The sequence below is a fragment of the Bacillus paramobilis genome (assembly GCF_038096195.1).
Lineage (GTDB): Bacteria > Bacillota > Bacilli > Bacillales > Bacillaceae_G > Bacillus_A > Bacillus_A mobilis.
The window spans coordinates 186462-210449 of record NZ_CP151108.1 but is presented as its reverse complement, the minus strand read 5'-3'; the positions used below and the strand labels follow the sequence as shown (position 1 = coordinate 210449).

Below are 23988 nucleotides of genomic sequence, written 5' to 3'. Positions count from 1 at the left end.
ACCCCTATCTATTCTTCATTAATTCACGCTGAATACGTGCTAATTTTCCTTGTAAACTTCCATCATAAATGCGATTTCCAATACGTACTTTAATGCCGCCTAGTAAATCTTCATCTACAACATTTTTTACGCGAATTGCATCTTTTCCTGTTCTCTTTGCAAATGCTTCTGCAATGTTAAGCTTCTCTTCTTCTGATAGAAGACGAGTAGAATATACAGTTGCATCCGCTACGTTACGTTCTTCATTAGCAAGAACAACGTATTCATCTGCAATTTCAGGTAAGATATCAATGCGTTTGTTATCAATTAAAATATATAACGTATTTAAAATAGATTCAGAAACAGACCCGAATACGTTTGCAAGAAACGTTTTCTTTTGTTCCTTTGAAATGTTTGGTTGCGTTAAAAAGCTATGTAGTTCTCCGTTCTTTACATAAACGTTTTGTACAAGGCGTAATTCCTCTTCAAACATTTCTAATACGTGTTTTTCTTTAGCAATTTTAAAAAGAGCGACAGCATAACGTTTTGCTACAATCCCATTGCTCATCGCGCTTCTCCTACTTCTTTAATATAATCGCGAATTAACTTAACTTGATCTTCTTCTTTTAACTCTTTTTCAATTACTTTAGAAGCAATTTGAACAGATAAAGAAGCGACTTGTTCTTGTAAAGCAGCAATTGCTTGCTCTTTTTCGCGTTGAATTTCTTGTACAGCAGATGCTTTAATTGATTCTGCTTCTTCTTTCGCAGCAGCAACAATAACATCTTTTTGATCTACAGCTTGTTTTTTCGCTCTTTCGATTAACTCTTGTGCTTCAACACGCGATTGTTTTAACATTTCACGTTGTTCTTCTACTAATTTCTTCGCTTCAGCGTTACTTCTTTCTGCAGCGTCGATTTCATTAGTAACATGCTCTTCACGTTCTTTCATAATTCCCATTAAAGGACCCCACGCGAATTTGCGTAGCATTACTAATAGAAGTAAGAAAATGAACAATGTATAAGCAATCGTTCCAAATGGAATGGCAGCCCCTAATAATAAAGTTGGCACAAGGATTCACTCCCTTCAAAATATCTAAATTGATCATATGAAAAAAAAAGACATACGTTTCATCCATAAAGCAATGGCGAAGAAAGTTCGGAAAAAACACTCTTCGCCATCTATGTAAGGGGAGTCTCCCTTATTTGTTCATTACGATGAATGCAATAACTACACCGATGATTGGAAGTGCCTCAACTAAAGCAACCCCGATGAACATAATTGTTTGAAGTGCGCCTTTTAATTCTGGTTGACGAGCAACACCTTCGATTGTACGTGATACGATAAGACCGTTACCAATACCTGCACCTAATGCTGATAAACCAATTGCAATTGCAGCTGCGATTACACCTAAACTCATTTAATTTGTCCTCCTTTGTATTATAAAAAAATAAATTTTTTCTTACTTAAATTATATTAATGGTCATGGCTTACTTTATGAGCCATATAAACCATCGTTAACATAACGAAAATAAATGACTGGATTGATCCAACGAATACGCTGAATCCCATCCATGCTAACATTGGTACAAGCGCACCTAATGCTCCAAGGAATGATGCCCCGCCTAACTTAGCAAGTAATCCTAATAAGATCTCACCTGCATAAATGTTACCGAATAAACGAAGACCTAACGTTAATGTGTTAGCAAACTCCTCAATAACCTTTAATGGGAATAAGAATTTCATCGGTTGGAAATAACCTTTAACGTATTCTTTTGTACCCTTCATCTTAATTCCATAATAATGGGTGAGGGTAACTACCATCACGGCTAATGTTAATGTAACTGCTGGATCAGACGTTGGTGATCTCCACCATGCAATATGTTCGCCAGCCTCAACTGTTGAATACATGAATGGTAAACCAAGAAAGTTCGATACGATGATAAACATGATAAGCGTAACGCCAAGCGTTAAGAAACGTCCACCTGTTTTCCAGTCCATCGTACTATTGATAATCCCTTTCACGAAGTCAAACACCCATTCCATGAAATTTTGCATTCCTGTTGGGCGAAGAGCTAAGCTGCGAGTTCCGATAACAGCGATTAAGAAAACAATAACTGCTGCTATAGTAACCATCATAACTGATGACAAATCGAACGTTAAACCTAGAAATTCAACTAATCTACCGTGTTCCACTAGTAATTCACCTCTCTTCCCTGCTCTTATACTCTAAATAAAGAAAATCTATGATCATGACAAGGTATCCTGTCAGCAATCCCACACCTAAGCCCCACATCGCAATTAACTCTTGATATTTGGCTGCAAATAAAATTAATAACCCAATCGTGGCGAATCTTGAATATGTACTTACCGCTGTCGCTTTAAACTTCACGTTTTCTCCATTTGTTACGCGATCCAACAGCTTGTCTGTTCTACGTGCAATGATGCGCAAACTAAGAAAACTGAAAATCGTTCCGATAATCAGTCCAAGAAATACATCCTTGTAAGAGGTGAATCCCCATCCTAGCACTAGAAGCGCAAGCAAGTAGTACATATATTTCTTTTGTCTTTGGACAAGTCCATGTACGTCTATCATCATTGCTCTCCCGAATAGTAATGTCGAATGAGTCGAATCATTGCGTATACCCCAGTTCCTAATCCGAGTAATAACCCTATAATAAGAAACAATGGAAACGTTCCAACCTTATTATCAATCCACTGCCCACCAAAGATTCCAATAAGAATAGAACCGACTAACTGAGCAAGAATACCTGACATTAAAGCATAAGCTTTTATATGGCTGCGATCGTTTTTTTGCAAGGATTCATCCCTCCAATATGTAACCCTCATTCACGATGTGTTAATAATAACTCATTTTTTTGCATAAATCCTATACAAAATAAAAAGTTTACATTTTCGTCACGGAATAGATGTATTTTTGTCACTGAAAGCCCTACCATCTATCCCCGTTGTTAGCATACAATAGGGTATTAACAGTGTCAACGAGAAATCGTAAAAAATCAAAAAATTTGAGTATTAGTCATTTCCTCCCAAAAATGAAAACGTTCCCCTTCTAAATACTGGTTAGAGATATGCAATTTCTAACAGTTTTCTCTTTATAATAGAAGGAAATGTTCACAAGTTTGTCACTATTATATTTTTACGATATAACGCTTTCCTTCCATAATATAGTGCTCTTTAGACGTAAGACTTCTATATTATATGTGATGCGCATCCAACTTATGTTGTATATACTATGTATATTTATCCCCCGCCCCTACTTAATCAAGGTACAAAAAAACGAGAGGGAATCCCCTCTCGTCAGTTGTCTTACTTCGTTCCGAATAAACGGTCACCAGCATCACCAAGACCTGGTACTACATATCCGTGGTCATTTAATTTCTCATCTAATGCTGCTACATAAATATCAACATCAGGATGTTCTTCTTGTACTACTTTTACTCCTTCTGGAGCTGCAACGATACACATTAATTTAATTTGCTTTGCACCGCGCTTTTTCAGAGAGTTAATTGCTTCAGCTGCAGAACCACCTGTTGCTAGCATCGGATCTAGTACGATAAAGTCACGCTCTTCTACATCCGTTGGAAGTTTCACATAGTATTCTACCGGTTGCAATGTTTTAGGGTCGCGGTATAAACCAACGTGTCCTACTTTTGCTGCTGGAATTAATTTCAGAATTCCATCAACCATTCCTAAACCTGCACGTAAAATCGGAATTAAACCAAGTTTTTTACCAGCGATCACTTTTGTTGTTGCTTTGCTTACAGGCGTTTCAATTTCAATGTCTTTAAGTGGAAGATCGCGAGTAATTTCAAAAGCCATTAAGCTGGCTACTTCGTCCACTAATTCACGAAAATCTTTCGTACCTGTATTCTTATCGCGAATATATGTAATCTTATGTTGAATTAACGGGTGATCAAATACATACAGTTTTCCCATGTGAATCTCTCCTTTAGATGATATTCATGCGTTTGCACGCTTTTTTACACTATTTACGATTGTAAAGAAAACGCTACTAATATTCAAGGGCAAATTTGGCAAAATCATGATTTTACGATGAATCTATCTAGTATCTTTACCAATTATGGGAGCTGTATCCTTCATTATATCGCCAAAATTTATTCATCATTTGTATACATACTTAAAGAACAATATATGTCCAAAAAAAAAACTGCCAAAACAATTACGTCTCAGCAGTCTTCTTTCATCTATTATAGATTTGTGTACATTGGGAATTTGCTCGTTAACGCTTCTACACGCTTACGTGCTTCTTCTAATGCAGCTTCATTTTCATGATTTTTTAATGTGTAAGCAATAAGTGATGCAATTTCATCCATGTCTTCTAAACCGAAACCACGTGATGTTACAGCTGCCGTACCGATACGTACACCGCTTGTTACAAATGGGCTTGCTGTTTCAAATGGAATTGTATTTTTGTTCACTGTAATACCAACTTCATCTAATACGTGCTCTGCTACTTTACCTGTGATTTCTAAGTTACGAACATCAATCAAGATTAAATGATTGTCTGTTCCACCAGAAACAAGTGTAAGTCCTTCTTTTTGAAGACCTTCAGCTAAGCGGTTCGCATTATTAATGATATTTTGTGCATATGTTTTAAAGTCATCTTGTAGTGTCTCACCAAATGCAACAGCTTTTGCAGCGATTACGTGCATAAGTGGACCACCTTGAATACCAGGGAAGATTGATTTATCAATTTGTTTTGCAAATTGCTCTTCACATAAAATCATACCACCACGTGGACCACGTAATGTTTTATGTGTTGTCGTTGTAACGAAATGTGCATGTGGTACTGGGTTTGGATGTAAACCAGCAGCTACTAAACCAGCGATATGTGCCATATCAACCATAAAGTATGCACCCACTTCATCTGCAATCTCACGGAATCGTTTGAAATCGATAACACGCGGATATGCACTTGCACCTGCAACGATTAATTTTGGTTTATGTTCTTTCGCTTTTGCTAATACATCATCGTAATTAATACGGTGAGATTCAGCATCCACGCCATATTCTACGAAATTATATTGTACTCCACTGAAGTTAACAGGGCTTCCGTGTGTTAAGTGACCACCATGAGATAAATTCATACCAAGTACTGTATCGCCTTGCTCTAAAATCGTGAAGTATACTGCCATGTTCGCTTGTGCACCAGAATGCGGTTGAACATTTACATGCTCTGCGCCAAAAATTTCTTTCGCGCGATCACGTGCGATATCTTCCACTACGTCTACGTGCTCACAGCCACCATAGTAACGTTTTCCAGGATATCCCTCAGCATACTTATTCGTTAAAACAGAACCTTGTGCCTCCATTACTGCTTCACTTACGAAGTTTTCCGAAGCAATTAACTCAATCTTTGAACGCTGTCTTCCTAGTTCTGCCTCAATTGCAGCAAATACCTTTTCATCTTGACGTTTTAAATGATCCACCAAAATCCCCCTTTTCTGAACGAATTACATCGATTCCCAATAGTTTTTTCTCATTTATTCAGAAAAAACGAAAATTCAGGTTGTAATTCTTTCGAACCTTCATGTTTTCAACTACATTCTAACATGACTTTCTATATCATAAAAGAAAAAAAAGACCGAAAATCGGTCTTTTCTTTCTTCTATTATAAAGTCAGACTACATACCTTTTATCTTTCGATATAAAGCTATTATGCGACTTTATAATTTTTCATGTCTAACGGCAAGTGATAGTCTCTTCCTTCGCCGCATAAACAGCACGTGCTCCACCAATTAGTTTTCCACGTGTTGTTGCCATCGTTACATGCGCACTTCCAATTTCCTTCACACCTGTACGAACCGGAACAGCTACATGCTTTAAATGCATACCGATAAATGTATCACCAATATCCATTCCTGCATCAGCTTTAATAAACTCAATTACTACCGGATCTTTGAAATTGTGATACGCATATGTTGCTAATGCACCACCTGCTGATCTAACAGGCGTAACTGTTACAATTTCAAATTGATATTTCATCGCCAACTCTCTCTCAACTACTAAAGCACGGTTTAAATGCTCACAACATTGAAACGCCAACTCAATACCTGTTTGTTCTTGAAATTGTTTTAACTCAGAAAAAATCGCCTCTGCTACTTCCATCGTTCCTGATGTTCCAATTCTTTCTCCTAGCACTTCGCTTGTGCTACACCCCACTACAAAAATTTGACCACTTTGTAATGAAGCTTGTTCTTGGAAATCAGAAAGCGACATTTGTAACTGCTCTCTTACCTTTACGATTTCTGTCATTACGCCTCTTCCTTTCACAGGTTGGTTCACCAAATTATATTTCATACCGCTTCTAGTTAGAATCTATTACTTTGTTTCGTATGTTTTAATTTTTCCTACGCGGTTTTCGTGACGACCACCTTCATAGTCAGTTGTTAACCAAATTTTTGCGATGTCACGCGCTAGACCTGCACCAATTACACGCTCGCCCATTGCTAGCATGTTCGTATCATTATGCTCTCTCGTTGCTTTCGCACTGAAAGTATCATGAACTAATGCACAACGAATACCATTTACTTTGTTCGCTGCAATTGACATACCAATGCCTGTCCCACAAACTAAAATACCACGATCTACTTCGCCATTCGCTACCATTTCCGCTGCTGGAAACGCAAAATCAGGGTAATCAACAGAACCAGCTTCACATTCACAACCTAAATCAATATATTCAATATTTAACTCTTCTAATAAACTTACAAGTTCTTTACGGATATTCATACCGCCGTGATCAGATGCTACTACTACTTTCATTTTTACCCCTCCAAAGTTTCAATCAATTATCTTCATCTCTCACTCGCTACCGTAATGGAACGAAGTGATCTCCAATATCGTATTATACACGAAACATCAACCTTCTGAATGTTTTTTCAGTAAAGTTTGTACAAGTTTTTCCATCTCTTCTAACGTTTCTTTATAAATAGAAAGTGATCCGCCAAATGGATCTGAAATATCCTTACTTATCCCCTCAGTTACTCCATATAATGTATCTACTTTCTCTTCAACACTCGGATAATGTCCAAGGACAATTTGTTTATGGTTTTCCGTCATTGTTACTACAATATCTGCCCAATCAATCAAAGTTTCGTTTACCTGCTGCGAAGCATGATCGATTGCAATTCCCTTTTCAGCTAAGGCTTCCTTTGCATAAATCGACGCATCACTTCCAGGATAGGCGAAAACACCAGCAGATTGCACTTCAAACTTACCTTCCCCATGATGACGAAGTAATGCCTCAGCCATCGGGCTACGGCATGTATTTCCAGTGCAAACAAATAATACTCGTTTCATCCAAACCCACCCCTTTTCTCTGCTTCCTTTCCTTTATCATAGCGTACATAAGAATAGAACAAAAGAAATGTGAATATACGAAAGGCGCATTTCTCTTATATTTTTTCTAAGAAAAATGCGCCTTATCCATATATATGTGAAACCCTATTTCCAAGTGCCCAAAGTATTTTAACATACATAAGGAGCAGACTACAAAACAAAATAAGGAATCCATTTCATACGAAACGGATTCCTTTCATGCAATAATTATTTCATTGTAACTTTCATTACTTCTGTTGAACCTTTTGTAGCAGTTACACCTACAGTTGTTTTAATAGACTCAGCTGCATCTGTATTTGTGATAACGATTGGAGTAATTGTGCTTTTCGCTTTTTCACGGATTAATTCTAGGTCGAATGAGATTAATTTATCTCCAGCTTTTACAGCTTGTCCTTCAGAAACGTGAGCTTCGAAACCTTCGCCTTCCATTTTTACAGTTTCTAATCCAACGTGTATTAAAATTTCTGTACCGTTTTTCGCTTTAATTCCAATCGCATGTTTCGTGTGGAATAATTGTACGATTTCACCATCAACTGGAGATACAACTACACCTTCAGTAGGATCGATTGCAACACCGTCGCCCATCATACGACCAGCGAATACTGGATCTGGTACTTCTTCAATATTTTTCACTGCTCCAGTTAATGGAGCTACGATTGTTTCTTCATTTGTTTTTGAACCAAGACCGAATAATTTTTTAAACATAGGATAGTCCTCCTTATAATTTACCTAAAAGTTTATAGGGCAATCTCTATTAAAGATCGAAATAAACGTAAGACCTCATACTTCGAATATTATACTGTAAAAACGCTTTCGAAATAAATTACGTCATTACTACTAGACTCTTATTGTAGCGCCTCACAAAATTCCAGTCAATTCTGATTGTCTGAATAACAATAAGAAGTTAACTTCTACTTATATTTTCTCTTTTTTTAACCAACTTGTCTAGAGGTCTTTACTACATTTTGTTTTTTGTCGCTAATTTGTAAAATTAATTTCAAACTTTTTTCGAAATCCGCTTGACTAAAGTAAGTAACTATTTTATTATTACTTACATAAGGTAAGTTAATAACTTTTAGGAGGTTTTTAAAATGATGGATTTCGGTCTTCTTATTATTCGTCTTATTATAGGTATTACATTCATGGGTCATGGCGCTCAAAAATTATTTGGTTGGTTCGGCGGTTACGGTTTAAAAGGAACAGGCGGCTGGATGGAATCAATCGGTTTACGCCCTGGTGTATTCATGGCATTTATGGCTGGCGCAACTGAATTATTAGGTGGGTTTTTATTCGCATCAGGCATTTTCACTGCAGTTGGTTCATTATTTATCGTTGGAACAATGTTAATGGCAATCTTCACTGTTCACGGAAAAAATGGTTACTGGGTGACACAAAACGGATATGAATACAATTTAATGTTAATCGCTGTTGCGATCGGTGTAGCTTTAATCGGACCTGGCGCATACGTTTTACTGTAATATTTATCTCGATTTTGAGATTACCCAAACTGAACTTACTTCATTACAATTGAAGTAAGTTCTTTTTATGCAATAAAAATATTATTTTCAGCAGGAGTTTTCCACTAACATCTTGTAAACAAACAATAAGTCGTCATATTTAGAAAGGGGATTTTACAAATGTTATCCATTAATCCAAATGAACAAACAGAAAAAGAGAATTACAAATTATTAACGGGAAGTATCATTCCACGCCCTGTCGCATTCGTTACTTCTGTAACAAAAGACGGCGTATTAAACGGAGCACCGTATAGTTATTTCAATATCGTCGCTGCTAATCCACCACTTATTTCAGTTTCTGTGCAACGGAAAGCAGGAGAAAGAAAGGACACTTCCCGAAACGCCATTGAAAAAGGTGAGTTTGTCGTACATATTTCTGATGAATCTTTCGTAGAGGCAATTAACGAAACAGCAGCTAACCTCCCGCCAAATGAGAGTGAAATTGAACTAGCAAAACTAACACCAATTGAAAGTGATGTCATCTCCGTTCCAGGTGTAAAAGAAGCAAACATTCGAATGGAGTGCGTACTAGAACGCGCAATCCCTCTTGGCGGAACAGAAGACTCACCAGCTTGTGACCTACTAATCGGACGCGTCGTTCGTTTCCACGTCGCAGAACACCTATACGAAAAAGGTCGCATTCACGCAGAAGGACTAAAGCCAGTAAGCCGCCTAGCAGGACACAACTACGCAAAACTAGGAGAACAATTTGAATTGGTGAGGCCAATTTAAAAGCGGAAGCGGCTCGCACAGAATCGCAGGGCATTGGAGCTCTCGACCTTGAAGCGCTTTTTGCTTCATGCGAGAGAGCGAAATGACCGGAGATTCTAGCCGCTGAAGCTGGATAATACCTAAAAGCGGAAGCGGCTCGATTCCTTCCATCACTCAAACATAAAATCCCCCGCTATTTAGCAGGGGATTTTATCATTGTAATTCTTCCTTTTTTTCCTCTAAAGTAGGTACTTTTTCTTTTTTTGGTTTCCCAAGCTTAATTACTAAGAAATATAGGGAAAGCAATGTAATAAGAAAAACGATTATAAACGGATACGGAGAATAAAAGGCACGCGCCGCCTCCGTTTTTCCCGCAACAAATTTCAATGACTCAATATCTAAAAACTCAGCAAACATTTGTACACCGAGCATACTAAACCAAAAAACAAAAAAACTAATAATAATACCAAAAACTTGCTTCAATCTCGTCATTCATCTCACCCTTTCTATATGTGTAATTTTTTAGCGCAATCAGTATAGTATAAATAAAACTATGCACAGAAAGGAGCTATCTTACTATTCGCGAATTAACTTCATCCAACCTAAAATTGAAATTTGCAAAATAATACCCCAAATAACAAGCAGTCGCAACCATCTAGGAAAGAAAGTGACAAATCGAATATACCACTCCAATAGCTTGTTCATAACGCCCTCCTCCTTAAAATTATATAGGAAAAAGGAGATATAATCCAAATCCAACCAAAATGATACCGCCTACTATCTCGCCATATGTGCCGAGGATATCTTTCGCATGCCTACCAATTAATAAACCAAGCCACGCTAATAACATACTAACAAACCCAAAAAGTAATATCGTAATAAGTGTCTGCGCCCCGTAAATACCAAGACTAAGGCCTACTGAAAAACTATCTATACTAACACCAAATGCAAATACGAATAAACTAATTCCAATAGGGGCCGTTCTAGTCTCTTCATTCTCCAAAATAGAGGAATATACAATATAGAATCCTAGTCCAATTAATAAAATAGCACCTGCAAAATGTGCAATATCTCCATACTGCTCTGATAAAAAACGACCTAATACCATCCCTATAAATGGCATGATAATATGAAATATCCCTATCGTCATACCGATATACAGGATTTGTCTTCCCTTTAAGGTCATCATTCCCATACCAAGACTCACCGAGAACGCATCCATCCCTAAGGCAAATGCCATAATTGTTAAAGGTATTAGCTGTTCAAACGTCATTCATGTCCCTCCTCGGACGTGCTACTTCAAAATATGCTTATCCGAGGAGAAATATTCTGTTTGCTAATCGTACCTTATCATTCAGTAATAATCTGATGTCCTGCCGCTTTTGTTAAGCGATTCATAATGGCATTCCCTATCCCTTCATTCGGGAATGATTCACTAAAAATAACATCTACTTCACTTGCATCAAACGTTCTCAGTACATCATATAATTTAGTTGCAACGCTAGCTAAATCGCTTCGAACACCACAAGACAATACAACATCCGCACTATATACATGCTGATACTCTTCTGTCGTTAATACACCTACTTTGAATCCTTCTTCCTTCTTCTCATCCACAAGGCGCTGAATAAATTCACGTGAACCTTCAACAATACTCAGTGGCGCTTTCGGTGCATAATGCGTATATTTCATTCCAGGTGATTTCGGTTTTTCCTTCTCATCCTTTAAAGCCGGATCTAAAGAAACCGTGCCAATCACCGCTTCCAATTGTTCTTTCGTAATCCCACCTGGGCGTAATATCGTTGGAACAGCGCTCGTACAATCAATTACAGTTGATTCCACACCTACTCCTGTTGCACCACCATCTACAATACCTGCGATTTTCTCATTTAAATCTTCATATACGTGAGACGCTAGTGTCGGACTTGGACGCCCAGAACGATTCGCACTCGGTGCTGCAACAGGTACATTTGCCTCCTCAATAAGCGCAAGCGCTACTGGATGATCAGGCATTCTTACTCCAACCGTATTAAGTCCTGCCGTCACCTTCTCTGAAATTCCTTCTTTTCTAGGTAAAATAATTGTTAACGGGCCTGGCCAAAAATGCTCCATTAACTTCTCTGCAACTGGCGGGATTTCTTTCACAATCACGTCCAACTGTGATTTTGTACCGATGTGGACAATCAGTGGATTATCACTCGGTCTTCCTTTCGCTTCAAAAATTTTCGCGATTGCTTCATCATTCATTGCATTTGCGCCTAGTCCATATACCGTCTCGGTAGGGAAGGCAATCGCCTCATTTTCCCTTAATAATTTTGCTGCTTCTTGTAACTGTGGATAATATTTTTTTCTTTCCACAACATTATCCACAACCCACATATTTGTATGCATTTTTTCCCACGTCCTTTTCTACCCTGAAATACTTGTCTATTTTTAGTTTACTATGAGATTTATCCAAAAGACAAACAAGGTTTATCCACAAAATGTGGATAAACCTAATTAATCCGTGGATAACTTTGTGAATAGCTGACAATTTAGTATTATTGCATTTAGCTCTTTTATATTTTTACAAAAGTGTTCTAACTGTCGAATTCCCTCTGGTACGTTTTCTTTCTCTATAGTAACAAAGTCAAAAAATTGAAAGATTGTTATAGATTGTGGATGATTTGTTAATAAGTACAATTGTCGAATATTTTTTTCTTTCATATACTGCAAAAACATTTCGAAAAAATATAAGAAAGTCTGTTTATCCACATTAGGTGTGAATAAACAAGAACGAATAAGTGCGTTTTCTTCACTTTGTTCATATCCGATGACAGCTCGTATTTCTTCCGCCTCTTCCAAAATCATAAATTGCGCGTACAACTCATTTATTTTATCATCTTTTTTATTAGCTTGTCCGAAAAAAGAATGCAATCTTTCCACATCTGCTTTCGTCGCAAAATATACCTTCTTCATAGTAAATCCCTCCTCTTTTTTATATATGAGAAGGGACTTACTAATAGTACTATTTAGAGAATAAAGATGTAAAAGCTTCTACAATAAATAATTTAACTTCTGGTTTTTCTTCTTCCTCCTCTACTTTTACATACTCATTTTGTTTTTCTTGCTTTCGTTCCACAGGTTTCTCCACTTTGTCCACAGTTTTTGTTTCTTCTTTACTTACAGGTTGTTCTTCTACTTTTGTTTCATTTTTTACTAATTTCTTTTCAGAAGTTGTTACTTTTTTTGCGACTTCCTGCTTTACAACTTTCGTTTCTTTCACTTTATCCTCTTTCTTCTCTGGCACATCCACTACTTCCTCATCTTGCTCCTTAACCTCCCCCTCTTCAGGAGATTCAGCCTTCACAACATGTTCTTCTTTTCTTACAGCTGTACCACTCGAAAAATCTAAGAAACACATCGGCGGAAATAATACACACCACCAGTTTGCCCCTTCACCCTCCCCAATTGTAATCAATACTGCCTCATATTCCCCTGCTGGGTAAATAAAATTCCCATATACCTTTGTAGGAAACTTTACATTCTTACTGAATTTCACTTGAAATGAATCTTTACTTCCTTCTTGTTTCAACGTATTTTCCACTGTTTTTTCGATTTCTGGAATATGGCTTTGAATAACTTTACGTGCCTCTTCAAATGAAGTTAAATCCGCTACCCATCCATCAATTTGTGCTTTTACTTCATCACGCACTTTGCGCTTTAACGTCTGATCTTTATCTGAGTCACTATTTGCTAAAATCCGTAATCGAACGGCCTCTTTCGGAATAACTGAAGGCCCTTTCGCATCAGCTTTCATATATCCAAACTGCACAAGTAACTGTGCACCAATTAATAATAGAAGAAGATAAGCAATAACTTGTTTTTTCATTTCCTCCACCGTCCCTTCTACAAACAGTGTAGACAGACTTTCATCTTTCTAAACTATTAAATTCAAAATCTATATGAATTTTTCCACAAAAAAATAGAGTAAGGTATGAACCTTACTCCATCTCTGCAAATACCATGCGGTCTTTTCCATTAATATCAAAAACAACCTCAACATGAGCATGAGGAAAAGCTTGTTGTAACAGCTCTTTTACGTCCTCACCTTGTCCTACTCCAATTTCAAATGCTACAATTGCTTTCTTCTGCAACACATTCGGCAACTCTTCCATAAAACGGCGATAAAAATCTAATCCGTCTTCACCACCAACAAGTGCTCTCTTTGGCTCATGCTCTTTCACCACAGGAGAAAGGCCACGCCAATCCTCTTCCGGTATATATGGGGGATTTGAAACAACAACATCTAACTTTCGACCTGTTTTATGAAATGGTGACAATAAATCACCATGATAGAACGTTACTTCTGCGCCCAAAGTTTTTGCATTTTCTTTTGCAACTTCAATCGACTCTTGTGCGATATCTACCGTATACACATGAAGATTTTTATTTTCTAAAGCAAGCGTAATAGATATCGCTCCACTACCTGTACCGATATCCGCCACATGCAGTTTCTCATCACCAAAATGACGCTCGATTCTTTCTAACACTCCCACTATAAGCTCTTCTGTTTCCGGTCTTGGTATTAATACTTCTTCATTCACAAAGAATGAACGTCCATAAAACATTTCATAACCAATCATATATTGAATAGGAATACCTTCTACATGCTTGTGAATAAACTCCGTAAAACTTGTTTCTTGTTCCACAGTTATTTCTTCACGCATATTCATGAGCATTCCGGTTCTGTTCGTCTTTAATACATGACAAAGGACAATTTCTCCCGCATTTTCATCTCGTCCATTTTCCTGTAAAAAAGAAGAAGCCCATTTCAGGGCTTCATAGACACGCATTACTCAGCTGCCTCCATCTTTTGAGCCTGATCTTCCATCACTAAGGCATTGATGAAATCATCTAACTTACCTTGTAAGATTTGATCTAGCTTTTGAATCGTTAAACCGATTCGATGGTCTGTAACACGGTTTTGCGGGAAATTATACGTACGAATACGCTCTGAACGATCACCCGTACCAACAGCTTGTTTACGGTTTTGATCATACTCAGCTTGCGCTTCTTGTCTAAACTTATCATAAACACGTGCGCGTAATACTTTCATCGCTTTTTCTTTATTCTTAATTTGTGATTTTTCATCCTGACACGATACAACTACACCAGTCGGTAAATGTGTTAAACGTACCGCTGACATCGTTGTATTAACACTTTGTCCACCAGGACCACTAGAAGCAAACGTATCAACACGAACATCTTTTTCATGAATACTAATTTCTACTTCTTCTGCCTCTGGTAATACAGCTACAGTTGCTGTAGACGTATGAATACGTCCACCAGATTCCGTTTCAGGAACACGTTGTACACGGTGAGCACCATTCTCGAATTTCAGCTTCGCGAAAGCACCTTTACCGTTAATCATAAAGATAATCTCTTTATATCCACCTAACTCTGTATAGCTCGCTTCGATAATTTCAGTTTTCCAACCTTGTACCTCAGCATAACGGCTATACATACGATATAAATCACCAGCAAATAAAGCCGCCTCGTCACCACCAGCAGCACCACGAACCTCAACGATAACGTTTTTATCATCATTAGGGTCTTTTGGAACAAGTAAAATTTTCAGACGCTCTGACAACTCTTTATCTTGTCCTTCTAATTCAGAAACCTCTTCTTTTACCATTTCACGCATATCAGCGTCTAACTTATCTTCTAACATTGCTTTTGCATCTCTTAATTGCTCACGAACATCTTTATACTCACGGTACACCTCTACCGTTTCCTGCATATCAGATTGTTCCTTTGAATACTCACGAAGCTTATTCGTATCACTAATAACCTCTGGGTCACTTAACAATTCATTTAACTTCTCATAACGATCTTCTACAGCTTGCAAACGATCTAACACACCATTCACCTCTACATCCTAGTATCTAATACAAATAGTATATGGTACTTAATCAAAAAAACGCAAATTATATTTAAAAGTGGAGGTGGCTCACTCAGCTCTGACTGGCTAACGTTCTCTTGCACAGAAGACGCTTTTTGTCTTCTCGTGCGGGAGGTTCTTAGACACGAAGAGCTAGCCACCGGAACTAGATATATTTAAAAACGCAAGCGGCTCGCTCAGAATGGGAGGAGGTTGGAGCTTCTGACAGAGAGGTGCTCTTTACCTCGCAGGAAGACGCGAAACCACCGACCATTCTAGCCGCTGGAGCTAGATAATATTTAAAAACGCAAGCGGCTCGCTCAGCTCTGACTGGCTAACGTTCTTAGCTGTACGAAGAGCTGGCCACCAATCTTCATCTATTTTGAAAAAAACCCGCTCTACATAGCGAGTTTCATTTATCTTTGTTTTGTAGGTACTGCATGACAATGACGACAACGTGGTTCATACGATTCTGAAGCCCCAACTAAAATAATTGGATCATCAAATGCCGCTGGTTCTCCATCGATTAAACGTTGCGTACGACTTGCAGGAGATCCACATGCAGAACAAACTGCCTGCAATTTAGTTACATGTTCAGCAATCGCCATCAGCTGAGGAACTTGTCCAAATGGTAGACCACGGAAATCTTGGTCTAATCCAGCTACAATGACACGATAGCCACGATTTGCCAATACTTGCACCACTTCCACAATGTCCCCATCAAAAAATTGCACCTCATCGATTGCAATAACATCCATTTCTTCTGTTACATGGGTAAATATATCTTTTGAAGCTGAAACAGGAACTGCTTTAACCTTTAATCCATTATGTGATACAACATCTTCTTCACTATAACGATTATCAATACATGGTTTAAATACAATCGCATGTTGTTTCGCAAATTGCGTACGGCGTATACGGCGGATGAGCTCTTCTGATTTTCCAGAAAACATACTCCCGCAAATCACTTCAATCCAACCATTTTGATTCATTAAGTACATTGAGCTCTCCTTTCATCTACTTTCCTAATCCAAAGTAGGGTAAAGGTTTAATATTTTTGCAAAAAAAACAGACAAGCGAATACATACACTTGCCTGTTTTATGTTCTTTATTACTTGATACCGTATTTCTTATTGAAGCGGTCAACACGTCCGTCTGCAGTAGCAAACTTCTGACGTCCAGTGTAGAATGGGTGAGAATCAGAACTGATCTCAATTTTTAGTAATGGATAAGTGTTACCATCTTCCCACTCAACAGTTTCGCTAGAGCCTTTAGTAGACCCGCTTAAGAATTTGAAGCCTGTGTTCGTGTCCATAAATACAACTTTATTGTAATTTGGATGGATTCCTGCTTTCATTCTTTTCATCTCCTTCCGCCCTGAATCATTTTCGAAACAGAGTTTTTCATCTTCAGCTGCTTGCACAACTATATTGATGAAACACATATGATGAAATTATAACAAGGCTAACTCTATTTTGCAACTACCTGTTTTTGTCTTTTTAAAAAATAAAAGCGCAAGCGGCTCGTTCAGAATGAGAGGGGGATGGAGCTTCTGACGTAGAGGCGCCTTTTGCCTCGTAGGAAGACGCGAAGCCACCGACCATTCTAGCCGCTGGAGCTGGATATAATTAAAAGTGGAGGCGGCTTGCTCAGCTCTGACTGGCTAAGGTTCTCTCGCACAAAAGGTGCTTTTTACCTTTCGTGCGGGAGGTTCTTAGACACGAAGAGCTAGCCGCCGGAACTAGATATTAAATAAAAGCGCAAGCGGCTCGTTCAGAATCCAGGACACTTCAAGCTCTCGACCCAAATATGATTTTCATCTCAAAAAACAAAATTTTTCCCATATATTACTCTCTCTAATATTCCCTTAAAAAAACATAAAAAACTCGCTTACTACGAAATAAGCGAGTCCCAATCTTTTCCCTTTACTTAGTTGTTACATATCTTTTCGAATCTGCAACAATGTTTTGTAAAAATTCTTCATTTGTCTTTGTTTGACGAAGTTTACGTAAGAAACCTTCGACAAAGTCTGGTGTATCACGCATTGTTTTACGAATACCCCATAGCTTGTCTAAATGTTCTTTCGGAATTAATAGATCTTCTTTACGTGTACCAGAACGGCGAATATCAATTGCTGGGAAGATACGACGCTCAGCTAATGAACGATCTAAGTGAAGTTCCATATTTCCAGTTCCTTTAAATTCTTCGTAAATTACATCGTCCATACGAGATCCTGTATCAACAAGCGCTGTTGCTAAAATCGTTAAGCTACCGCCTTCTTCAATATTACGTGCAGCTCCAAAGAAACGCTTCGGTCTATGGAAGGCAGCTGGGTCGATACCACCCGATAATGTTCTACCACTTGGCGGAATAACAAGGTTGTAAGCTCGCGCTAAACGGGTAATACTATCCATTAAAATGATAACATCTTTTTTATGCTCTACAAGACGCATTGCACGTTCTAACACAAGTTCCGCTACTTTAATATGATTTTCTGGTACTTCATCAAAAGTAGAGCTTACAACATCACCTTTAACAGAACGTTCAATGTCTGTTACTTCCTCTGGACGCTCATCAATTAAAAGTACAATTAATTCAGCTTCCGGATGATTTGTTGTAACACTGTGTGCGATTTCTTTTAATAGACTAGTTTTACCAGCCTTTGGAGGCGCGACAATTAAACCACGTTGTCCAAATCCAACTGGTGCGATTAAATCCATGATGCGTGTCGGTAACTTTTTCGGTTCCGTTTCCAATTTCATTTGGCGATCTGGGTATAATGGTGTTAATGCAGGGAAATGCACACGCTCTTTTGCTGACTCTGGATCATCTCCGTTTACAGCTTCAACTTGTAATAATCCAAAATAGCGTTCATTTTCTTTCGGAGGTCGTACTTTACCAGAAACCTTGTCTCCATTACGTAAATCGAAACGACGAATTTGCGAAGCTGAGATATAAATATCTTCTGAGCTTGGAGAATAGTTGATAGGACGTAGGAATCCAAATCCTTCTGATTGAATAATTTCTAATACGCCTTCCATGAAGAAGAAACCTTCTTTTTCTGCTCGAGCTTTTAGGATAGCGAAGATTAACTCTTTTTTCGTTAATTTGCTATAATACGAAATCTTAAATTCTTTCGCAAGCTCGTATAACTCTTTTAATTTCATGTTTTCTAATGCTGCAATTGACAAATTCATTCAGACACCACACTTTAACGTTATTCTCTTTTCACATGGGTAAAGGGAAAAAATACGGAAGGCAAATAATTAATAATGAAAGGCAATAAGTTCAAGTAGGGTAATATTCACTATTGTAACCCTTTTATCTAGTTTTAATCAATACGTTGAAACACAAATACAAGAAGCGAAGACAAGAAAATTTGTCTTCGCTTTTATTTAACCTAGTTCCAGTAGCTAGAATGGCCGAGAGCTCCAATGCCTTCCCCTTCTGAGCGAGCTGCTTACGCTTTTACTCAATCCAGTTCCAGCAGCTATAATCTCCGGTCATTTCACTCTCTCACTCGAAGCAAAAAGCGCTTCAAGATCGAGAGTTCCAATGCCCTGCAATTCTGAACGAGCCGCTTCCACTTTTTATTTAATAACCAGGTTTGGTTTTTTATTCAAGCTATGACGTCCGTCTACGAAGCGTACTGTGCCTGATTTTGCACGCATAACAAGGGATTGTGTTGTTCCTACGGTACCTTTAAATTGAACGCCGCGTAATAGTTCTCCGTCTGTTACGCCTGTTGCTGCAAAGATTGCATCGTCACCTTTTACTAAGTCTTCCATGCGAAGGATACGATTTATATCTTCAATGCCCATTTTTTTACAACGAGCTAATTCAGCTTCATTTTGAGGCAGAAGCTTTCCGTGGATTTCTCCACCTAAACATTTTAATGCAACTGCTGCTAATACACCCTCAGGCGCTCCACCAGATCCGAATAAAATGTCTACACCTGTACGATCAAATGCAGTGTTAATTGCTCCAGCCACATCTCCATCGTTAATCAATTTAATACGAGCACCAGCTTTACGAATTTCTTCGATAATCGCTTGATGACGTGGACGGTTTAAAACTGTCGCTACAACATCTTCAATATCTTTATTTTTCGCCTTCGCAACCGCACGTAAGTTATCGATAATAGGCGCATCAATATCGACCGCCCCAACCGCTTCTGGGCCAACCGCGATTTTATCCATGTACATGTCAGGAGCATGTAACAAATTACCATGATCTGCAATTGCAATAACAGCAAGAGCATTCCATCCACCAGCTGCCACGATGTTTGTCCCTTCTAAAGGATCAACTGCAACGTCTACACGTGGACCATATCCTGTACCTAATTTTTCTCCGATATATAGCATTGGCGCTTCATCCATCTCACCTTCACCAATTACAACTGTACCTTTCATCGGAATTGTATCAAATACATCACGCATAGCTGATGTTGCTGCACCGTCTGCCTCATCCTTTTTCCCGCGTCCCATCCAACGCGCTGATGATAATGCTGCAGCCTCTGTTACACGTACTAACTCCATAGATAAACTTCTTTCCACGATAATCCCTCTCCTTTAAGTCTTTATATATTCTGCCGTATTTTGTGAACTGTGTTTCTCTATAAAGTATACTTCCGCAAGTAGTGATGCTTCGCTTCCCCCTTGCGGAAGTATCACTTATGCGTTCTTCATCTCTTCAATTTCTTGACTTGTCATTTGTTCTCGCCAAATGTTTGCGCCAAGGCCTTTAAGCTTGTCTACTATATTTTCATAACCTCGATCAATATGCTCAAGTCCGGTTACTTCTGTAATTCCATCCGCCATTAACCCTGCAATAACAAGGGCCGCTCCAGCTCGCAAATCACTCGCTTTCACTTTTGCACCTTGCAATAAAATAGGACCAGTTACAATTGCCGAACGACCTTCTACTTTAATTTGTGCATTCATACGACGTAACTCATCAATGTGTTTAAAGCGTGCGCCGTAAATCGTATCCGTTACAACACCCGTTCCGTGCGCCTTTGTTAAAAGCGTCGTAAATGGTTGTTGTAAATCTGTTGGGAATCCTGGATATACAAGCGTTTTTATATCAACTACTTTTAACCTTCTATTACCGTTCACTGTAATTTGGTCATCGTTCGTTTCAACTTGGACACCAGCTTCTCTTAACTTCGCTGTAACTGACTCTAGATGTTGAGGAATAACATTATCAACCGTTACTTCTCCTCCTGATGCAGCTCCTAAAATCATATACGTACCCGCTTCAATACGATCCGGAATGATCGTATGATGACAACCGTGCAGTGAATCCACACCATCAATTCGAATTACATCTGTGCCAGCACCTTTAATACGTGCACCCATGCTTGTTAACAATGTAGCTACATCAATAATCTCTGGTTCTTTCGCTGCGTTTTCAATAACAGTTCTACCCTTCGCTCGCACAGCTGCCAGCATAATATTAATCGTAGCTCCTACGCTAACAACATCTAAATAAATACGTGCCCCGCGCAATTCATCTGCTCTTAAATAAATCGCACCCTGTTCATTCGTAACATGTGCACCTAACGCTTCAAACCCTTTAATATGCTGATCAATCGGCCTCGGTCCTAAATGACATCCACCAGGAAGCCCAATAACAGCTTTTTTAAAACGGCCAAGCATCGCACCCATTAAATAATAAGAAGCACGCAATTTTTTCACTTTTCCATTCGGTAAAGGCATGGCAACCATGTTAGAAGGATCGACTACCATCTCTTCCTCCTGTCCATAAGTTACCCTTCCTCCAATTTCCTCTAGCAAGTCTCCTAACATTTTCACGTCCGAAATATTAGGGACACCACCAATAGTTACTGGAGTATCAGCTAAAATTGTCGCTGGAATTAGTGCAACGGCGCTATTCTTTGCACCACTCACTCGAATTGTTCCATTTAAAGCTCTTCCGCCTTCAATTAGCAATTTTTCCATATTGAGCTCCCTTCTTGTGAATGTATTTACTTTCTATATCTTTATAGAAAGCTCCCCTTAAGAATCTCAATCACTCTTTCCACCCTAACACTCAATAAATAGGAAACCATTATCTTCATTTCTCCTGTAGTACGACTAGATAAAGATTAACTATTCATCGAATTTACTTTATCAATTTAGATACGTTATCACATTTATTTAATAGGACTATGCACATTATTTTCTATTTCAAAAACAAAATGATAAAAATCTTTAGACTTGTTCACGCTTTCATTATACAACGAAAGGAAACCGTCTAAAAGACTAGACGGTTTCCAAAACGGAATTTTATTCTTACGCTTTACCGTTAGAACCGAATTCACGCATTTTACCAGCAACAGTTGCTTTAATAGCGTCACGGCCAGGTCCAATAAATTTACGAGGATCGTAAACTTCTTGGTCTTTGTTTAATACTTCACGAACAGCTTTTGTAAACTCGATTTGGTTCTCAGTGTTTACGTTAATTTTTGAAGTACCTAAAGAGATAGCTTTTACGATATCAGCAGTTGGGATACCAGTACCACCGTGTAATACTAAAGGTACACCAGTGAAGTCACGAACTTGTTCCATTTCAGCGAATCCTAAGTTAGGCTCACCTTTGTAAGGACCGTGTACAGAACCTAAAGCTGGAGCTAGGCAATCGATACCTGTTGCTTCAACAAGGTGCTTACACTCTGCTGGATCAGCGTAAATTACGCCTTCAGCGATGATGTCGTCTTCTTGTCCGCCAACTGTTCCAAGCTCAGCTTCAACAGATACGTTACGAGCGTGTGCGTATTCTACTACTTTTTTAGTAGTTTCAACGTTTTCTTCGAATGGGTGGTGAGAAGCGTCGATCATTACAGATGTGAAACCTGCATCGATTGCTTCTTTACATTTTTCGAAGCTTGAACCATGGTCAAGGTGAATCGCTACAGGAACAGTGATGTTCATTTCTTCGATTAAAGCTTTAACCATAGCTACAACTGTTTTGAAACCAGTCATATGACGAGCTGCACCCTCAGATACACCTAGGATTACAGGAGATTTTTCTTCTTCCGCAGCAGCTAAGATAGCTTGAGTCCACTCTAAGTTGTTCATGTTGAATTGACCAACTGCGTATTTTCCTTCTAGTGCTGTGTTTAGCATTTCTTTCATAGAAACTAAAGGCATGGTGAATCCTCCTAAAAAACGTTTTTTGTATCCGATAAGTTCTTATCGCTGGTAGTATGACCAGAATAAGGTAAAATATGTATATTTACATACCGGACTTTTTTCTACACTCAATAGGATAACAACTTGTACTCAAAAACTCAACCGTATTCACCTGCTCAATAGTCCATGTAAACGCTTTTTTCCATATTTTTTATAAAAAATTCATTTTTTACGCCTCTACAGCAAGCTGATCTCTCACTGCTTGACGAATCTCATCAATATCAAACGGTTTAGCAAAGTGCATTAAAGCTCCTAAATCTTTTGCTTCTTGGATCATATCAAGCTCTCCATAAGCAGTCATTAAAATTACTTTAATACTCTCATCAATTTCCTTTACATGTTTTAAAATCTCTATACCATCCATACCTGGAATTTTCATATCTAACACTACTAAATCTGGATTATCCTTTTTCACGATATCTAAAGCTTGAAATCCATTTGCTGCTTGGAATGTCTGATAACCTTCTTTTTGGAACACTTCATGTAATAACACACGAATGCCATATTGATCATCAACGATTAAAATTTTCCCTTCCATAACTCCCAACCTTTCTGTGTAAGTACAAGATTTAAAGCTTCTTATATCTTAACGATTAATTTTCGCTATTCTTTGGCAAATTCCTTCCTATTCTTTCTTATTTTACCGTTTCCTATTTTGTTATGCCACCCTTCGATTTCACCTTTCTAAAAAAATAAACTATAATGAAAGCCGGTAAACACGTACGAAGGGAGTAACATTATGTTAAAAATTTTTTCAACTCAATTAAGTGGTTATTTCTCCAGAGTTTCTCAAAAAGAGGAAATGAATATAGAAGATAGCGCCCGCTTACTTGCCCAAGCATTAGTTGGCGATGGTTTCATTTATTTACATGGTACAAATGAAATGGAGGGCGTTGTTGCTGAAGCATTATCCGGTGCTGAACCAATGAAGCAAGCAAAACGATTATTTGAAAATGGTAAAGAAGTAGCAGTAACTTCTGCAGATCGTGTACTTCTTATTAGCCGTTTTTCAACAGATGAAGAAGTTGTAGCAATGGCAAAAAAACTTCAAGCAGATGGACACTCTATTGTCGGTATCTCTGCTATTCAAGAAGGTACTGAATCACTAGAACAATATACAGATGTACATATTGATACAAAGCTGTTAAAAGGTCTTATTCCAGATGATGAAGGCAATCGCTACGGATTCCCAAGTTTAATGATAGCTTTATTTGCATATCATGGGATCAAATTTACAATCGATGAAATGTTAAATGAATATTAAAAAAAGCGCCCT

General features: G+C 38.2%; 31 protein-coding genes. 3 read left to right on the top strand and 28 right to left on the bottom strand.

Going from position 1 to position 23988, the window contains the following annotated elements; all coding sequences use genetic code 11:
• Window positions 1-4: 4 nt before the first annotated feature.
• The 13 genes from atpH to AABL52_RS00935 all read right to left on the bottom strand — a co-directional run bounded on the left by atpH (window position 5) and on the right by AABL52_RS00935 (window position 8070).
• Window positions 5-547 (bottom strand): F0F1 ATP synthase subunit delta, encoded by a 543-nt coding sequence (gene atpH / locus AABL52_RS00995; RefSeq protein WP_000064683.1) that lies wholly within the window; start codon window positions 545-547, stop codon window positions 5-7.
• Complete coding sequence (atpF, locus tag AABL52_RS00990; protein WP_001142618.1) at window positions 544-1050, bottom strand: F0F1 ATP synthase subunit B; 507 nt, start codon at window positions 1048-1050, stop codon at window positions 544-546. Before atpF ends, atpH begins: the two co-directional genes overlap by 4 nt.
• Before the next feature lie 130 nt (window positions 1051-1180).
• Complete coding sequence (gene atpE, locus AABL52_RS00985; RefSeq protein ID WP_000052064.1) at window positions 1181-1399, bottom strand: F0F1 ATP synthase subunit C; 219 nt, start codon at window positions 1397-1399, stop codon at window positions 1181-1183.
• A gap of 56 nt (window positions 1400-1455) precedes the next feature.
• On the bottom strand, window positions 1456-2175 hold the full coding sequence (gene atpB / locus AABL52_RS00980; RefSeq protein ID WP_000399880.1) for a F0F1 ATP synthase subunit A: 720 nt from the start codon (window positions 2173-2175) through the stop codon (window positions 1456-1458).
• Window positions 2176-2182: 7 nt separating this feature from the next.
• Window positions 2183-2575 carry an ATP synthase subunit I gene (locus AABL52_RS00975; protein ID WP_000567600.1) on the bottom strand — a complete coding sequence of 131 codons (393 nt, stop codon included), beginning with the start codon at window positions 2573-2575 and terminating at the stop codon, window positions 2183-2185.
• Window positions 2575-2799: an AtpZ/AtpI family protein gene (locus AABL52_RS00970; RefSeq protein ID WP_001171219.1), complete on the bottom strand. Its 225-nt coding sequence runs from the start codon at window positions 2797-2799 to the stop codon at window positions 2575-2577. The genes AABL52_RS00975 and AABL52_RS00970 overlap by 1 nt, the downstream gene beginning before the upstream one ends.
• Before the next feature lie 26 nt (window positions 2800-2825).
• Window positions 2826-2939: a DUF4024 domain-containing protein gene (locus AABL52_RS00965; RefSeq protein ID WP_000232961.1), complete on the bottom strand. Its 114-nt coding sequence runs from the start codon at window positions 2937-2939 to the stop codon at window positions 2826-2828.
• Between the two features lie 370 nt (window positions 2940-3309).
• Complete coding sequence (gene upp, locus AABL52_RS00960; RefSeq protein WP_000517539.1) at window positions 3310-3939, bottom strand: uracil phosphoribosyltransferase; 630 nt, start codon at window positions 3937-3939, stop codon at window positions 3310-3312.
• A gap of 272 nt (window positions 3940-4211) precedes the next feature.
• On the bottom strand, window positions 4212-5453 hold the full coding sequence (gene glyA / locus AABL52_RS00955) for a serine hydroxymethyltransferase (RefSeq protein ID WP_341518760.1): 1242 nt from the start codon (window positions 5451-5453) through the stop codon (window positions 4212-4214).
• Between the two features lie 253 nt (window positions 5454-5706).
• On the bottom strand, window positions 5707-6324 hold the full coding sequence (locus tag AABL52_RS00950) for a TIGR01440 family protein (protein ID WP_341518759.1): 618 nt from the start codon (window positions 6322-6324) through the stop codon (window positions 5707-5709).
• Between the two features lie 21 nt (window positions 6325-6345).
• Complete coding sequence (gene rpiB, locus AABL52_RS00945) at window positions 6346-6789, bottom strand: ribose 5-phosphate isomerase B (protein WP_000869917.1); 444 nt, start codon at window positions 6787-6789, stop codon at window positions 6346-6348.
• Between the two features lie 96 nt (window positions 6790-6885).
• Entirely contained in the window at window positions 6886-7326 is a 441-nt protein-coding gene (locus tag AABL52_RS00940) for a low molecular weight protein arginine phosphatase (protein ID WP_000832353.1), read from the bottom strand.
• A gap of 246 nt (window positions 7327-7572) precedes the next feature.
• Window positions 7573-8070 (bottom strand): PTS sugar transporter subunit IIA, encoded by a 498-nt coding sequence (locus AABL52_RS00935; protein WP_000473666.1) that lies wholly within the window; start codon window positions 8068-8070, stop codon window positions 7573-7575.
• Between the two features lie 386 nt (window positions 8071-8456).
• Here AABL52_RS00935 and AABL52_RS00930 point away from each other — a divergent pair, with 386 nt between their 5' ends.
• Both AABL52_RS00930 and AABL52_RS00925 read left to right on the top strand, forming a co-directional pair.
• Complete coding sequence (locus tag AABL52_RS00930; protein ID WP_061680023.1) at window positions 8457-8843, top strand: DoxX family protein; 387 nt, start codon at window positions 8457-8459, stop codon at window positions 8841-8843.
• Window positions 8844-9002: 159 nt separating this feature from the next.
• Entirely contained in the window at window positions 9003-9614 is a 612-nt protein-coding gene (locus AABL52_RS00925) for a flavin reductase family protein (protein ID WP_000949067.1), read from the top strand.
• Between the two features lie 192 nt (window positions 9615-9806).
• On the opposite strand, the gene AABL52_RS00920 is transcribed toward AABL52_RS00925, so the two are convergent.
• From AABL52_RS00920 to spo0F, 15 genes are all read right to left on the bottom strand, one after another.
• Entirely contained in the window at window positions 9807-10085 is a 279-nt protein-coding gene (locus AABL52_RS00920; RefSeq protein ID WP_000197467.1) for a DUF3935 domain-containing protein, read from the bottom strand.
• Window positions 10086-10169: 84 nt separating this feature from the next.
• The gene (locus AABL52_RS00915) at window positions 10170-10298 is read right to left on the bottom strand and encodes a hypothetical protein (protein ID WP_001037630.1); all 129 of its coding nucleotides are present in this window, start codon (window positions 10296-10298) and stop codon (window positions 10170-10172) included.
• Between the two features lie 19 nt (window positions 10299-10317).
• Window positions 10318-10866 (bottom strand): manganese efflux pump MntP family protein, encoded by a 549-nt coding sequence (locus AABL52_RS00910; protein WP_341518758.1) that lies wholly within the window; start codon window positions 10864-10866, stop codon window positions 10318-10320.
• Window positions 10867-10943: 77 nt separating this feature from the next.
• Window positions 10944-11984, bottom strand: coding sequence for an L-threonylcarbamoyladenylate synthase (locus tag AABL52_RS00905; protein WP_000557349.1), 1041 nt, complete (start codon window positions 11982-11984; stop codon window positions 10944-10946).
• A gap of 108 nt (window positions 11985-12092) precedes the next feature.
• Window positions 12093-12551 carry a hypothetical protein gene (locus AABL52_RS00900; RefSeq protein WP_000758434.1) on the bottom strand — a complete coding sequence of 153 codons (459 nt, stop codon included), beginning with the start codon at window positions 12549-12551 and terminating at the stop codon, window positions 12093-12095.
• Between the two features lie 49 nt (window positions 12552-12600).
• On the bottom strand, window positions 12601-13464 hold the full coding sequence (gene spoIIR / locus AABL52_RS00895) for a stage II sporulation protein R (protein WP_097844760.1): 864 nt from the start codon (window positions 13462-13464) through the stop codon (window positions 12601-12603).
• Window positions 13465-13576: 112 nt separating this feature from the next.
• Complete coding sequence (gene prmC, locus AABL52_RS00890) at window positions 13577-14428, bottom strand: peptide chain release factor N(5)-glutamine methyltransferase (protein ID WP_340421443.1); 852 nt, start codon at window positions 14426-14428, stop codon at window positions 13577-13579.
• Entirely contained in the window at window positions 14428-15495 is a 1068-nt protein-coding gene (gene prfA, locus AABL52_RS00885) for a peptide chain release factor 1 (protein ID WP_033656424.1), read from the bottom strand. Before prfA ends, prmC begins: the two co-directional genes overlap by 1 nt.
• Before the next feature lie 437 nt (window positions 15496-15932).
• Window positions 15933-16517 carry a thymidine kinase gene (locus tag AABL52_RS00880; protein ID WP_000281087.1) on the bottom strand — a complete coding sequence of 195 codons (585 nt, stop codon included), beginning with the start codon at window positions 16515-16517 and terminating at the stop codon, window positions 15933-15935.
• A gap of 110 nt (window positions 16518-16627) precedes the next feature.
• Window positions 16628-16873, bottom strand: a complete 246-nt coding sequence (locus tag AABL52_RS00875; protein ID WP_000643447.1) for a type B 50S ribosomal protein L31 — start codon at window positions 16871-16873, stop codon at window positions 16628-16630.
• Window positions 16874-17441: 568 nt separating this feature from the next.
• A complete protein-coding gene (rho, locus tag AABL52_RS00870) occupies window positions 17442-18713 on the bottom strand; it encodes a transcription termination factor Rho (RefSeq protein ID WP_001053898.1) in 1272 nt (423 codons plus the stop codon).
• 393 nt (window positions 18714-19106) lie between these two features.
• Window positions 19107-20072, bottom strand: a complete 966-nt coding sequence (gene glpX / locus AABL52_RS00865; protein ID WP_341518757.1) for a class II fructose-bisphosphatase — start codon at window positions 20070-20072, stop codon at window positions 19107-19109.
• Window positions 20073-20189: 117 nt separating this feature from the next.
• Window positions 20190-21479: a UDP-N-acetylglucosamine 1-carboxyvinyltransferase gene (gene murA / locus AABL52_RS00860; RefSeq protein WP_097817081.1), complete on the bottom strand. Its 1290-nt coding sequence runs from the start codon at window positions 21477-21479 to the stop codon at window positions 20190-20192.
• 333 nt (window positions 21480-21812) lie between these two features.
• Window positions 21813-22670, bottom strand: a complete 858-nt coding sequence (locus AABL52_RS00855) for a class II fructose-bisphosphate aldolase (RefSeq protein ID WP_001131859.1) — start codon at window positions 22668-22670, stop codon at window positions 21813-21815.
• A 211-nt stretch (window positions 22671-22881) separates the two neighbouring features.
• Window positions 22882-23250: a sporulation initiation phosphotransferase Spo0F gene (gene spo0F, locus AABL52_RS00850; RefSeq protein WP_000398592.1), complete on the bottom strand. Its 369-nt coding sequence runs from the start codon at window positions 23248-23250 to the stop codon at window positions 22882-22884.
• A 201-nt stretch (window positions 23251-23451) separates the two neighbouring features.
• Here spo0F and AABL52_RS00845 point away from each other — a divergent pair, with 201 nt between their 5' ends.
• The gene (locus AABL52_RS00845; RefSeq protein WP_341518756.1) at window positions 23452-23976 is read left to right on the top strand and encodes a DUF2529 domain-containing protein; all 525 of its coding nucleotides are present in this window, start codon (window positions 23452-23454) and stop codon (window positions 23974-23976) included.
• Window positions 23977-23988: the final 12 nt, after the last annotated feature.

Excerpts from the sequence above, each read along its gene's own strand:
- atpE (WP_000052064.1), bottom strand. The coding sequence starts at position 1,399 with ATGAGTTTAGGTGTAATCGCAGCTGCAATTGCAATTGGTTTATCAGCA.
- rho (WP_001053898.1), bottom strand. The coding sequence starts at position 18,713 with ATGAATTTGTCAATTGCAGCATTAGAAAACATGAAATTAAAAGAGTTA.
- AABL52_RS00940 (WP_000832353.1), bottom strand. The coding sequence starts at position 7,326 with ATGAAACGAGTATTATTTGTTTGCACTGGAAATACATGCCGTAGCCCG.
- AABL52_RS00845 (WP_341518756.1), top strand. The coding sequence starts at position 23,452 with ATGTTAAAAATTTTTTCAACTCAATTAAGTGGTTATTTCTCCAGAGTT.
- AABL52_RS00950 (WP_341518759.1), bottom strand. The coding sequence starts at position 6,324 with ATGAAATATAATTTGGTGAACCAACCTGTGAAAGGAAGAGGCGTAATG.
- AABL52_RS00855 (WP_001131859.1), bottom strand. The coding sequence starts at position 22,670 with ATGCCTTTAGTTTCTATGAAAGAAATGCTAAACACAGCACTAGAAGGA.
- AABL52_RS00915 (WP_001037630.1), bottom strand. The coding sequence starts at position 10,298 with ATGAACAAGCTATTGGAGTGGTATATTCGATTTGTCACTTTCTTTCCT.
- AABL52_RS00875 (WP_000643447.1), bottom strand. The coding sequence starts at position 16,873 with ATGAAAGCAGGAATCCATCCAAATTACAATAAAGTTGTATTTATGGAC.
- AABL52_RS00880 (WP_000281087.1), bottom strand. The coding sequence starts at position 16,517 with ATGTACTTAATGAATCAAAATGGTTGGATTGAAGTGATTTGCGGGAGT.
- rpiB (WP_000869917.1), bottom strand. The coding sequence starts at position 6,789 with ATGAAAGTAGTAGTAGCATCTGATCACGGCGGTATGAATATCCGTAAA.
- AABL52_RS00920 (WP_000197467.1), bottom strand. The coding sequence starts at position 10,085 with ATGACGAGATTGAAGCAAGTTTTTGGTATTATTATTAGTTTTTTTGTT.
- AABL52_RS00935 (WP_000473666.1), bottom strand. The coding sequence starts at position 8,070 with ATGTTTAAAAAATTATTCGGTCTTGGTTCAAAAACAAATGAAGAAACA.
- spoIIR (WP_097844760.1), bottom strand. The coding sequence starts at position 13,464 with ATGAAAAAACAAGTTATTGCTTATCTTCTTCTATTATTAATTGGTGCA.
- murA (WP_097817081.1), bottom strand. The coding sequence starts at position 21,479 with ATGGAAAAATTGCTAATTGAAGGCGGAAGAGCTTTAAATGGAACAATT.
- prmC (WP_340421443.1), bottom strand. The coding sequence starts at position 14,428 with ATGCGTGTCTATGAAGCCCTGAAATGGGCTTCTTCTTTTTTACAGGAA.
- AABL52_RS00975 (WP_000567600.1), bottom strand. The coding sequence starts at position 2,575 with ATGATAGACGTACATGGACTTGTCCAAAGACAAAAGAAATATATGTAC.
- AABL52_RS00910 (WP_341518758.1), bottom strand. The coding sequence starts at position 10,866 with ATGACGTTTGAACAGCTAATACCTTTAACAATTATGGCATTTGCCTTA.
- AABL52_RS00925 (WP_000949067.1), top strand. The coding sequence starts at position 9,003 with ATGTTATCCATTAATCCAAATGAACAAACAGAAAAAGAGAATTACAAA.
- atpH (WP_000064683.1), bottom strand. The coding sequence starts at position 547 with ATGAGCAATGGGATTGTAGCAAAACGTTATGCTGTCGCTCTTTTTAAA.
- AABL52_RS00905 (WP_000557349.1), bottom strand. The coding sequence starts at position 11,984 with ATGCATACAAATATGTGGGTTGTGGATAATGTTGTGGAAAGAAAAAAA.
- upp (WP_000517539.1), bottom strand. The coding sequence starts at position 3,939 with ATGGGAAAACTGTATGTATTTGATCACCCGTTAATTCAACATAAGATT.
- AABL52_RS00900 (WP_000758434.1), bottom strand. The coding sequence starts at position 12,551 with ATGAAGAAGGTATATTTTGCGACGAAAGCAGATGTGGAAAGATTGCAT.
- spo0F (WP_000398592.1), bottom strand. The coding sequence starts at position 23,250 with ATGGAAGGGAAAATTTTAATCGTTGATGATCAATATGGCATTCGTGTG.
- AABL52_RS00965 (WP_000232961.1), bottom strand. The coding sequence starts at position 2,939 with ATGGTAGGGCTTTCAGTGACAAAAATACATCTATTCCGTGACGAAAAT.
- AABL52_RS00930 (WP_061680023.1), top strand. The coding sequence starts at position 8,457 with ATGATGGATTTCGGTCTTCTTATTATTCGTCTTATTATAGGTATTACA.